We start from the raw sequence: 11,014 nt of genomic DNA on the forward strand, positions 1-11,014 counted from the left end.
TTTATATTTCTGACGCTGAATGTTTCAATCCCTGATAGGGTTTTAGGTTGTTTTCGGCTGGAATTCGTACTCTTTTACCTTTGTTGAAGTTAAGTTTCAATCCCTGATAGGGTTTTAGGTTGTTTTCGGCTTGGGCGGCAACAGCGGAGATTTGTTTTACGTAGGTTTCAATCCCTGATAGGGTTTTAGGTTGTTTTCGGCTCAATACGGGCAACGTATCAGTAGTGTTGGTAACGTTTCAATCCCTGATAGGGTTTTAGGTTGTTTTCGGCTTTTCTTCTTGGTAAATTTATCAATCGCACCAGCAGCGTTTCAATCCCTGATAGGGTTTTAGGTTGTGGGTGACAGTTTGCAGTAACGCAGTAAGTAATGAAGGATTTTCAATCCCTGATAGGGTTTTAAGTTTTTGTGGCTTAAGGCCATAGAAATTATCTCAGCACATCTCCGGGATGAACCGGGATGTAGATTTCTAATTCCCTTTTGGAGTTCACTCTTCAATAATCTCCCAAATTGCCTCAATGTCTGCGAGTGTTGCGGTTGATTTCTTACGCTTGGCTTTCAGCCTGTTTAACAAGTTAGCAGCCTCTGGTAGTTCGATTTCAGGGCGTCGAGTATGGTACAGCTCAATCCTCATGTCACTCACTAAATTCTGAAGTCGCTTACATTCACCCTTTAATCGCTTTACTTCATCAATTGAACCACTGGTGTCACGCGATTGAGACTGTTTCTTCTCTACTTCGGAACTACCACGCTTATCTGCTGTGTCACGCGGTTCGATACCTTGGTCTAGTTGTCGAGCATACTCTAGTGTAACTTCAGCAAGGCTAATTGGAACTCGAATGGTGCGAGTTGGGCCACTCTGCCAAGCTGCTTTAAAGCGGGAATCTTTGATTGAATCTTCGTGTCCTTTAGGGTTAGGTATAACAAGTGAATCTCTTGTGTCAAGCGTTTCATTTAGCCTAGCAAGAACGTCCAGTAGTTTCAAGCGCGTGACACACGGCTCTAAGTGTCCTCAGTCGGACGGGCAGGTGGCTATTTTTCCGACGGTCTTCTAAATTTTTTCACTTCGGCAAAGACTTAACAGCCCGTCGAAAAAATCCCGCTAGAGGTTTAAGCAGGGAAACTACAATTTCCCCATCAAGGAATGGGCTGGATCTCGATTGAGGAGGTAATGTCGTTGAAGTCATTTTCTACAGAGGGGGTGTCGGAGGTGACCTCCTTGGTTCGACCTTGAAATCCATCATGTTCGTAGAGGATGACTCGCAGTCCTTGTGGCACCCTCAACGAACTCAAGCTATCGTTTTCAATGGTGAGTTGCCTGACATCATACCTGCCCGGTCCTAGTTTTTGGCTAAGTCCCCGATAGTCATGGTCTGAGTAAATTACAACTTTGCTTGACCCGCCCTGAACAAGATACGTCCTGTCAATGAACTGTTTGTCCGTTACTAAGAGTTGCCTTTCTCCGCGACTCATGCAGTCGTTGAACGTCAGACAAACGCCTTCCGAACCTCCGCCACTCGGTGAATCAGATCCAGAACCGGAAGAGCCCGACCCAGAACCCCAACGATTGTGACAATGGTAACTTCCGGTTTTGGGATCAGTATCACATCCGTTAGCATCAGTGCGACCTGGATGCCCCCCGCTACTCTCCGCGAGCGAGACAGCCGATAAAGCTAAAAAAGCAGCAGCCAGGGCTTTTGATAGCTTGCAATTAATTTTCATGGGGTTTCCTTCTGGTTTGATATTGCAGTCAAACAAGCCGTAGATGCAGCGGAATCAAGAGGAGTTGTGATCGCGCTACAGGTGACGCGGTGGTTTGTCTTCGGAAATAACTGTTGGAATTTTCCAACTTTGTCTGGGCTTGAGTAGATGATGTTCTATAAATTCCCATCGCTTCATCCTACAGCGCATCGCATAAAAATCTACCTCTGCCTTGATTCCCTGCTGCGAATCCCTGATGATAAATTGACGATGCTATAGCAACCGAGCTTCATCAGGATATAAGTATATCCAGAGCCACAGCCGGAACTGCTAAGGTCATTAAATAGTGTCAAGCGCGTGACACACGATTTTAAGTTTCCTCAGCCGGACGGGCAGGCGGCTATTTTTCCGACGGTCTTCTAAATCTTTTTCACTTCGACAAAGATTTAAGAGCCCGTCGAAAAAATCCCGCTAGGGGTTTAAACGGGAAAGGGTAATTTTCCCGCTCACTCCAAGACCTTGTTCTAGGCGGGGATAATCCACATTTCCCCGCCTAAGCCATGTAACCCTTACATTTACAGCATTTTTTCCCTTTAAGACTTATGAATTATAAATTAAAACTGATTCTAGTATAGTCAGTAACACAACACTTTTTGGATAATTTATCGTGGCAAAATATAAATAATTAGAGTTTCTAGAAAGGATTGAAAATGTTGGCGCTAGCATTGCGTTCTAATCTGTCTGCTTCGCTAGAACCAACAATAACTGCACCAACCCTATTTTTAACCATACCGAAATTCATAAAGTGTTCAAAGGCACTTTTAAAGAAGCCTTGAGTAGCGTCTACGTCAGGATTTCTGTCTATGTTGGATAAAAATAGAGGTTGGGTTGCCACTAGACAACCCAACCCACAGCTAGACAAATTTAAAGAAATACTTGGTTAAATATAAATCGGTCGTATCTTGAACTATTGCTAACAAGTCAGTTCCACTATATATCGCTGTATCAATACCAGCACCTCCTACCAAATTTTTACTTTTATTAAGACGAAAAGAACTCGCACTTCCTTTAAGTTGGATATAGTCTAAATTGAAGTCTTGTATTATAGCGTGACCAGTTCCTAGATAATTATTTCGTAGGAAATTACCTAAAACAAATGTATCGTAACCATTTCCTCCATTTAAGACATCATATTCATTGCTGTTGTAGACAGAATAAATAAGACTCCCCTCTATCGTATCGTCACCCTTTCCTCCAAAAAGCGTATCGTTATTAGTACCCCCTGATAAATTATCTTTACCATCTTCTCCGCTAATCCAATCGTTACCAGCACCGCCTGATAAATTATCATTCCCTGTCCAACCATATAACTTATCATTGCCGCTATCTCCAAAAATATAATCATTGTTAGTATTGCCCAAGATAGTATCATTACCCTCTTGGGTTTCGGCATTAAGCCGCTCTGTACCCATATAGTTGTAATAGTCATTTCCGCTTGTGCCGTAATAACGAGCCATGTCTTTGTCCTTGTTATTGGTTAAATTTTTGCTTGCTCTTATAATCTAATCGGCTAGTATACAGCTTACCAGTCAGAAAAAAGTCAGAAAAAAGTCGTAAATTTCGTTTACAAGTCCTTTTCACATCTTCAACCTTTTTCAATTCAGTGTCTACCGTAAAGATACTTAAACATCAACTCTTTACATCAATAGTCCGGACAGTTTTCAATCACTAACGGCAGAATGAGGGTTTCAGCCTTCTCAGTGAGGTCAAATGCTAAACGTAGAATGAGGGTTTCAGCCTCTGTCTCAAAAACTGTCCGAAGTATTGTTAAGTAGGTAGGCGCTGTAAAACACAATTATGTTAAGGATTGTAAAGTATCCAAATACCCTAAGCGTGGCTAAGTCAGCTCTGTTTACATATTGTTACATAGCTCGTTTTCATCCCGCTTGCCTACTTACAGCAATATGGAACTTATGTATGAGGGTAGACGAATAATTTTAATGCTCTTCTGCAACCTGCGGAAAATTCAAGGTTCAAAAATTGAGCCAGATTTACCCCTTCTCCAACTATTGGGTCAGGATATCGGTATAAGCTGTTTCAAGGGGTTTCTACACAATTGCTACTCAAACATCTCTCACTGCTCTGCTTCAGGTTTAGGCTCCTTCGGTTTTTTCTCAAAAACTTGGATATTTGGGTCTGATAGCACAAAGCCGTTAGATGTTGATTCACCCATCTTGCCACCAATAGCAGCCACCCACATAGGATAATTGGCAGCAGCATCCTCAAGCTTCTTCCATACTTTTGGTTTAACGCTAACGGACACTACCCGACCGTCACAGTCAAGCTCAAAGGTTTTCCAGTTGTCTTTATTAGTCTGTACGTTGGTAGGGAGTTCGTTGATTTTGATGATGAGTTCGAGCTTGCCAAGTGTCATAGGTGGTTTTGTTGGTTTAATGCGTTGCTTTGTCAGCTTTGTATATTTTCCAGCCTAGGGGTTGAAACCGCTACAGCTTCATCTATGCCAGGAAACCTTTATATCCTCAGCCAGCGCTTATAACGCCACAGCTTGTACGTACTGACAGGTAATTCCGGTTCGGGCAACTGTCGCCGAAGGCGATCGGCTTCGCCGACCGCGAACAAACTATCGGCCGCTCTTTCCCTGACCTGCTCGGCAAACTTCATTTCTTCAATCCAGTTATGCACACAACTCGACTGTGGTTTCTGTCGGCTCTGATCAGGGGAGATTCAAGCCGAATTTACCCCCTTTTGATTCGCCTTTTTGCCTTTTCTATGCCAAAAAATGGGCTAAAAATGCCTTTTGGTAGTGTGCAGCGGTACAAAAGCCGAATCAAAACCGAATCAACAACCGAGCGCTAGTATGCTGAAACCCTTGCTACACCGTTGGCAACTTGAGCGCCGAAAAAAAAGCCGAATCAAAACGAATCAAAACCAAATCAAATGATGTAAAAAGCTCTACACCTAAAGTAGCAGGGGCTATGGTGGAGGGGCAGGCAGGCTAAGGAGCGCGGGAAAGGTGGAGGATGTGGGGCGAGGATTGTTAGCTATCAGGCTGCTTAAGGCTGCGCTGGCCACCAATCCAGATGAAGATTTAGAGGCGTTCGCGGACGAAACATGGGCGGAGCTTAGGGGTGCGTGGCGCTTCACAAAGAAGCTGCTGAACAAGGATGAATTGGCTGCTTTTAAAGACGTGCTTCAAAACTATCAGGACTGACCCAACAGCCACAAAAAAACCCGCTTGGGTGCGGGTATGCGGCTATCAAGTTAGTGCTTTCATGGGCTTATTTGTAGTATTCGTAGTGACCACTGGGGGCTACTAATCCGACTATTTTTGTGATGGGATGGGCTGCTTTTTCAAGAGCAATTCTCTTTGCCTCCACTTCGCAGCCTTTGAAGATTTCACGCAGTTCAACTCGCACAATCCATACAGGTTCTGAAGGTTTAGGGGGAGTCGGGTCGGGACGTTTCCACGTCATAATCGGATGGTACGGTGGATGCTTTTTAGGGTTGAAATTCTCTGCTATCCACCGCAAAGACTTCGCGCTTGAAACTCCGATAATCTTTGCTTCATACTTTACGGGCTTTGCGAATCTTTGCTCAGTCGCCAAACCGTAAGTCCCTGATGCTGCGAACGTGTGACTCTTGGTTAGGAAATAAACCCAGCTTTCAAGCAATGCTTTGTTATTGCCCCCCATGTAAAGTACACCGTCAATAAAATCCAAATAAGGCGGGCGGACAGAAATTAGGCGTGTATCATTCACCCTAAATTGCCTCCTTTTTCGCAATACTGCTTAACGTACCTAATAGAGCTACCTAAACATTTAGAAAAATCTTCTCCCCCTTTGACAGGCACTGCGCTACCTCCCCATCCAGTGATTTCGTATTGGAGATAAGGGCGTCCTCCATATTCGGCATGAAAGATTGTAAGAACAGGCTTGCTCGGATTTTCTTCAATTACATTATATGCGTTAGTTGCCATTGTTTTTCTCCTGTCAGTTATGCGCTGCTGTACTGCCAAATCACCGATAACACAGTAGCGCTTGATTATGTGGGTGCGGGTTAGTTTCTGTCGCTTTCATCCCAGTCGTACCCTCCCCGAAGTATTACCCCGCGTCGAATCAGTTCATCGGAAACAGCATCGTAAATTGAATGTAAAATCCAGCGGGGAATAAACTTTAAAACTTTACGAAACATCGTTGTCTTCATCCTCGTCAAATATGATGTTTCCCCGCCTCACAAATTCAGCAAAGATAGCGTCGTAAATTGGGTCGAGAATGAAGTCTGGTACAAACTGCAATAGCCTACTAAACATCATTGTTGTTTCTTAGAAACTCTTGAATCTTAGGCAACCGTGAAACTTCGCCATCATCGTAATTCTCAATCAGCCATTTGAGCAGTGTTTTTCCGTGCCGTGTATAGCTGCGAGTTGGATGGTCGTTTTTCTCACCACATTTCAAGATTGTCCTAATAATATATCTGGGTTTTTGTCCTTGTCGTGCAGCCTCTGACACTGACAAAAATAACTGCTCAGGAGCCTGGTTTGGGTACATCTGACCAAAACCCCTGACAGTCCAGACAAACCATGACACCTTATCTGACAAAGTTTCTGGCTCCTCTGACAGAATTTCACTGCTGTCAGAAGGCAAGCTGTCAGCCTGACTGTCAGACGGCTTTCTGTCGCCCAAATCGAACTCCATCTTAAAAACGCGGTTGAAGTAGTCGCTTTTAGATTCTGTGGATTTGCTGTTGCTCGAAACCTCGTCAGATGGCAGTTGATTAATGTCAATTTGTGGCATCAACCCCAGCTTGGGATTGCCAATTGTGGAAAGAACTATTGGGGTTTGCTCGGTCATCGAAATAGGAATTAATTGGCTCAAATCTGAAGCCAGTCTGTCCCTATCGCTTTTACCAGCAATGACCTTCTGGTTGTTCAACATTTGTTCAATTACCCCGTAAGATCCCTGCTGCTCACCGTTGGGTTTAGTGCGTACCAAACCTTGCGCTATAAGCGCCAAATTGAGGCGGATATTAGAGTCGGCAACTCCACTAGATGAGAGGTTAAATGTTTGGGTACAAATGAAATAGCCGACGTTATACTGACCCCCGACAGTCGCTATGCTGCCAAGTTTAGAAGCCTTATCTTCCCAAAGCTGTGCATTGCGTTTTTGAACTAAACACTGGTGCGTTGCAAACCAATCTTCTAAGACTAATTTGATTGGTTTATCGCGGTAGGTTTCCTCTGTCGCTGGCTTGGATTTCCGCGCTTGTAGTTTTTCATAAACCACGTCCAGAAACTCCATAGACTTCTCTGGAATTTCTGGGTCAAATATACAAATTCGACTGCGAGGAACGCCGGGAAAATCTTCGTACTTTTGAGCTATAACGTAGATTTCCCCGTCTGGAAACTGCGTTGTTATTTCTTGCAGCCACTTATGCAACGTATGAGTTTTCCCGCATCGAGTCGGGCCAGCCAGGAATATCGAGCTGTTTATTGCCACCAAAGAATTCAAAATTCTACGGGCTATTTGACGGGCTATCTGAAGGTTGGGATTTGCTTCAATTTCGGGTGCGGTCGAGGTTTCAACTTTGTCGCCGGGGTAACTAATGCTGTCGAGTGTTTGTGTCCCCGTTAACAGAAAAGGAGTTTTTTGCTTCCGCAGAAACTCAACATATTCTCGCTTTTTATCCTCTGGTAAACCAGCAGTTTCTGCCTCGAAAACTGCTTCCTCAGCTTCCATTTGAGCGATGCGGATGTCGGCTTCGCCCAAAACTTCACACTGTTTGAGAACCACAGCACAGTCGTTTGCGAAAGCTTCCACATCGCCCTCGGCTTGTACTTCTTTAATCCTCATCGCTCGGTAATCTTCCAGCAGTTCAGCACGAGCATTCAGTTGACCTTTTGCTAAGTCCCGCTTCTCTGCGATGGCTTCATAATTTGCGAGTTGGCGCTCAGAGTTTTGCAGGCTTCGGAACCCAGCACCTGCAATCCAAAAACCGCCTCCAGCAAGCGCCATCCACAGCGCTTTTTGTCGATTGGTTGCAGGGATTTTACTGTGAAAAACCACCTCACCGGGGATGCCATTTGCCTTCCACTGTTCTGCGTGGTACTTGGTCATGACGTAGGGCTTGCCTGCCTTGTCAACGCATTGCAGCGACTGTTTGTTACGGATGCAAACCTGTACCATGTCGCTGGTCGTTCCTTTAAGCGCGTTTATCCCCCCATATATTCCCAGCAAAAGCGCCAAAACAACCGCTGATAATTTGCCTGCAACTGGAAAGCTTTCAAAGGTCAGCAACAACGCACGATTAGATTTCAAGAGTTGAGCGTGTTTTTCGGTTAATGGTGGCATTACTTGCTGACTCCTTTGACCTTGAAAATTAAGCAAAAAACGATGGCTACAAGCGCAATTGATGGCAAGTAATCGAAGTAGTTGGGAGTAGGTTTTTTTACAGTCTGGAGTTCTTTAATTCCTGTCGCTAGACGCGCTTTTGCATCGCTTGCCTGTTGCAATTCCCCCACTGGTTCGGCAAGGCTGACAATCATGCCGAGCGTTACGCCACCGCCAACAATTGCAGTAGGTAAGCGATGCTGCGATTGCCCGGTAATCTTGGCTAATAGATAAATCTGGTAAAGCCCAATTGCAAACACCGAACCGCCCGCGACTTGCATGGTATGGAATGCGAAAACTACCGCTGAACCGATAGCTGCGGGTGCTACGACTTCGCAAAAATTAGCAGCATCTCGGTACTGGCGCTCGGCGTTGGTTTCCTTCGGCAGCGAGTCAATCTCTGGTGCTGTAACCTGCTGATATTGCTGTTGCTGTTGCTGTTGCTGCTGAATCCCCCCTCCCACAAAGGAAAGGGGACTGGCCCCGATAAATTCGTGCATAAGTCCCCTCTCTTTTAACGGTTATTGAAATTCATTACGTTCGCAAACCAGCCCCCAAATCCTCTGGGTGTCCCGGTTGCGGAAACACCGTTGGAGAGGTTGGCTGATCCAATAACAACTGGTACTTTCTCTTGAACTCCTTTGTCCGACCCGACCGTTGCGCGTTTAAGCAAACTTTGGCGCTTTTCTCTAAGAGACTCTTGAATTGTTTGCCTCTTCTCTGCTACCTCGCCCCGATTTGCGATGGCCTCCATCTTGTTCTCGTGTCGCCACAATTCCGCTTGTAAGTCACCCGTGAGCTCGGAAGCAATCTCGGCTAGTCCGTGTTGTCGCCTAGTTTCAATTTTGAGCATTGCTGCGCGGTCTTTGGCGTCTAGTTGCTCCATCTCCGAGCCGAATTCCGCATTGAGCTTGCGGATTTTAGCGATGGCATTCCCGACTTTGGAGCCGAATTTCTTCCGAATTTCCGTCCAAGTAACCTGTCCATCAGCGATTTTTCCCAGCGCTTCCAGATAGGTTTCAGCGTTATCAAGGAACGGTTCCAAAACTAGGGCAAGCTGTTCAGCGTTGGCAGCTTTATCTGCCATCGCTTCAAGCTTCGTGACATCCGACAAGTACGAAAGAATGTCAGCCTCCGTGTCTGCCCAGTCTCCCGCTTTTTCGTCAATGTATGGGCTGTGTCCGGCTGCGGGGTTGCGGATAGCGATGCTGCTGGTGTCGTTGCGTCCAAAATCCATGTAAAATTCTCCTTAGAGTACGGTAAGTCCCCCAGCTCGTGCCAGGGGATGAATTGCAGGCCAGCAGGTTACTTTCTCAGGGCTATCTGCTGGCTTTGCATTTGGTTGAGCTTGCGACTGACTGGATCAGCTTCGAGTCGGCCGATTATGGGTAGGTATTCGCCACGCCGCCAACTGTTACTAAACTCGATTGCCGTGTCCAAATCCAGCCCGTGAGCAATGTACTGGGATTCGGGGAAGTCGAACTCATAGCCGACACATTCAGGGTCAGGTTCTGGTTCATACGCAGCCACAAAGTTGTCTACAGCTTCGCGTTGTTCGTTCGTTAAAGTGCCGTCTGGGTTCAGGCTCTCAAACATATCCAGGTGCGAGGCCAACCGATACCGAGAATCATCGCCATATTTGGGAATGCGTTCGATATGGCGCTTGATGTAGTCGGGTTCAATGCTCTGCGAAACAGGAGCGTTACCGTCATCATCCCAAAAATCTGAGAGGTCAATGGGGGTTAAATCTTCATCGGTAATCATCTTTTTTCCTCCTATTTGGTTACACTTCCAGCATCATCTGAGTTCAGATTAATGCTGTTGTTAATCGTGACGTTTCCGTGAATGATTGTCGGCTCCGGGACTCGTTTTGCTCCAGACTGATAGCCTGTGTCGTAACCGACTGCAAAAATTAGAGTGCCAGCCACAAGCGCACCGCCAACCATTATCTTGGTTGCATTTTTCTCGAAGTTGTCATCGTCAAGCATTACTTAATCTCCTCAGTTGGGTTAGTTTGCTCTGCTTTGTCGCTGCCAACTTCTGGAAGAGTTTGCAGAATCGCCAATACAGTTTTTTGAGTTTCTGGCAGGGCTTCATTTAGCACCTCAAGAAAAATTTTGGGATTTGTCCAAACGTGGGCAAAAACAATCTCCGAAGCAGTTCAGTCAGCCATTAAACTTCCTCCGATTTAACGTCAATTGCATCGCCGTCCTTCGATAAATCTTTGCGTGTTAGAGTTGGATTTGACGTGTGATTGATGACCGTGCCTGCAATGAAATCTCCCTCAATCTTTTCGACGTAATTACCGCCCTGAGTATTGATGACCCGTTTTCCGGGTTTACCGTCTTCAAACACAACGCCGTTGATAATTCTGACCATGTGATTAAAACTCCAATTGTGTGAACGGTTCAGGTGCTGTTGATGTATCTGCAATCGGCTGAGCAATTACTGGTGCAGATGGTAGTGAATTGTCAAGCTGCCAAGTGCTTTTTAGGTGATTGCCGTATCTTGAGAGCAGCAAACTAATTAATGTCGAGTAATCAGAAACGCCAGTCACATCAAGCAGTTCGTCAGCCAAAGGTACGAATTTACTGGGCATAACAGCCCGGACTTGTGCCATATTAACTAGCCTCCTTTTGTAAGCCGTAAAGATTGAAAAATTGGGGTTTGGGGGCAATTTTAAAGCGACCTTTGGATGCCTCGCACATGGGCTGCAAGAGACTGGCAGAACCGCCGATAATTACCAACTCACCCAAACTAGGCAAATACTTCGCCCAATTCGACTTGAGCTTGGTGCGAATATCTAGAATCCAGGCATCGCGGACAGCCACAAACTCCTGAGAGAAATCAATGTCAGTGCTGCCGTATTTGCAATGACCTGCTGCGACTGCATCCATGATTAAGCC

At 45.6% G+C, this 11,014-nt stretch carries 17 protein-coding genes; 1 reads left to right on the plus strand and 16 read right to left on the minus strand.

Annotation, left to right across the window (positions count from 1 at the left end; translation table 11 throughout):
* Nucleotides 1-487: 487 nt before the first annotated feature.
* The 5 genes from QUA23_RS27525 to QUA23_RS27545 form a co-directional block, all read right to left on the minus strand.
* Nucleotides 488-985: a hypothetical protein gene (locus QUA23_RS27525; RefSeq protein WP_333079046.1), complete on the minus strand. Its 498-nt coding sequence runs from the start codon at nt 983-985 to the stop codon at nt 488-490.
* Nucleotides 986-1,137: 152 nt separating this feature from the next.
* The gene (locus tag QUA23_RS27530) at nt 1,138-1,722 is read right to left on the minus strand and encodes a YHYH domain-containing protein (RefSeq protein WP_333079047.1); all 585 of its coding nucleotides are present in this window, start codon (nt 1,720-1,722) and stop codon (nt 1,138-1,140) included.
* A 673-nt stretch (nt 1,723-2,395) separates the two neighbouring features.
* Entirely contained in the window at nt 2,396-2,596 is a 201-nt protein-coding gene (locus QUA23_RS27535) for a hypothetical protein (RefSeq protein WP_333079048.1), read from the minus strand.
* Nucleotides 2,597-2,615: 19 nt separating this feature from the next.
* Nucleotides 2,616-3,218, minus strand: coding sequence for a hypothetical protein (locus tag QUA23_RS27540; RefSeq protein WP_333079049.1), 603 nt, complete (start codon nt 3,216-3,218; stop codon nt 2,616-2,618).
* 617 nt (nt 3,219-3,835) lie between these two features.
* Nucleotides 3,836-4,135, minus strand: a complete 300-nt coding sequence (locus QUA23_RS27545; protein ID WP_333079050.1) for a hypothetical protein — start codon at nt 4,133-4,135, stop codon at nt 3,836-3,838.
* Between the two features lie 600 nt (nt 4,136-4,735).
* Here QUA23_RS27545 and QUA23_RS27550 point away from each other — a divergent pair.
* The gene (locus tag QUA23_RS27550; RefSeq protein ID WP_333093952.1) at nt 4,736-4,933 is read left to right on the plus strand and encodes a hypothetical protein; all 198 of its coding nucleotides are present in this window, start codon (nt 4,736-4,738) and stop codon (nt 4,931-4,933) included.
* A 67-nt stretch (nt 4,934-5,000) separates the two neighbouring features.
* Here QUA23_RS27550 and QUA23_RS27555 read toward each other — a convergent pair whose 3' ends face one another.
* The 11 genes from QUA23_RS27555 to QUA23_RS27605 form a co-directional block, all read right to left on the minus strand.
* Entirely contained in the window at nt 5,001-5,480 is a 480-nt protein-coding gene (locus QUA23_RS27555) for a hypothetical protein (protein ID WP_333079056.1), read from the minus strand.
* Nucleotides 5,477-5,698: a hypothetical protein gene (locus QUA23_RS27560; protein ID WP_333079057.1), complete on the minus strand. Its 222-nt coding sequence runs from the start codon at nt 5,696-5,698 to the stop codon at nt 5,477-5,479. Before QUA23_RS27560 ends, QUA23_RS27555 begins: the two co-directional genes overlap by 4 nt.
* Nucleotides 5,699-5,902: 204 nt before the next feature.
* On the minus strand, nt 5,903-6,034 hold the full coding sequence (locus QUA23_RS27565) for a hypothetical protein (protein WP_333079058.1): 132 nt from the start codon (nt 6,032-6,034) through the stop codon (nt 5,903-5,905).
* Nucleotides 6,024-8,069: a hypothetical protein gene (locus tag QUA23_RS27570; protein WP_333079060.1), complete on the minus strand. Its 2,046-nt coding sequence runs from the start codon at nt 8,067-8,069 to the stop codon at nt 6,024-6,026. The genes QUA23_RS27565 and QUA23_RS27570 overlap by 11 nt, the downstream gene beginning before the upstream one ends.
* Nucleotides 8,069-8,608 carry a hypothetical protein gene (locus QUA23_RS27575; RefSeq protein ID WP_333079061.1) on the minus strand — a complete coding sequence of 180 codons (540 nt, stop codon included), beginning with the start codon at nt 8,606-8,608 and terminating at the stop codon, nt 8,069-8,071. Before QUA23_RS27575 ends, QUA23_RS27570 begins: the two co-directional genes overlap by 1 nt.
* Before the next feature lie 14 nt (nt 8,609-8,622).
* Nucleotides 8,623-9,345 (minus strand): hypothetical protein, encoded by a 723-nt coding sequence (locus tag QUA23_RS27580; protein WP_333079063.1) that lies wholly within the window; start codon nt 9,343-9,345, stop codon nt 8,623-8,625.
* A gap of 68 nt (nt 9,346-9,413) precedes the next feature.
* Nucleotides 9,414-9,872: a hypothetical protein gene (locus QUA23_RS27585; RefSeq protein ID WP_333079064.1), complete on the minus strand. Its 459-nt coding sequence runs from the start codon at nt 9,870-9,872 to the stop codon at nt 9,414-9,416.
* Nucleotides 9,873-9,883: 11 nt separating this feature from the next.
* Nucleotides 9,884-10,096 (minus strand): hypothetical protein, encoded by a 213-nt coding sequence (locus QUA23_RS27590; protein WP_333079065.1) that lies wholly within the window; start codon nt 10,094-10,096, stop codon nt 9,884-9,886.
* Nucleotides 10,097-10,280: 184 nt separating this feature from the next.
* Nucleotides 10,281-10,487 carry a hypothetical protein gene (locus tag QUA23_RS27595; RefSeq protein ID WP_333079067.1) on the minus strand — a complete coding sequence of 69 codons (207 nt, stop codon included), beginning with the start codon at nt 10,485-10,487 and terminating at the stop codon, nt 10,281-10,283.
* A gap of 4 nt (nt 10,488-10,491) precedes the next feature.
* Nucleotides 10,492-10,728 carry a hypothetical protein gene (locus tag QUA23_RS27600; RefSeq protein ID WP_333079068.1) on the minus strand — a complete coding sequence of 79 codons (237 nt, stop codon included), beginning with the start codon at nt 10,726-10,728 and terminating at the stop codon, nt 10,492-10,494.
* A gap of 1 nt (nt 10,729) precedes the next feature.
* On the minus strand, nt 10,730-11,014 hold a 285-nt coding region (locus tag QUA23_RS27605), incomplete at its 5' end, for a hypothetical protein (RefSeq protein WP_333079069.1).

Origin of the sequence: Microcoleus sp. Pol1C5, assembly GCF_036701115.1 — a bacterium.
Taxonomy (GTDB): domain Bacteria; phylum Cyanobacteriota; class Cyanobacteriia; order Cyanobacteriales; family Microcoleaceae; genus Microcoleus.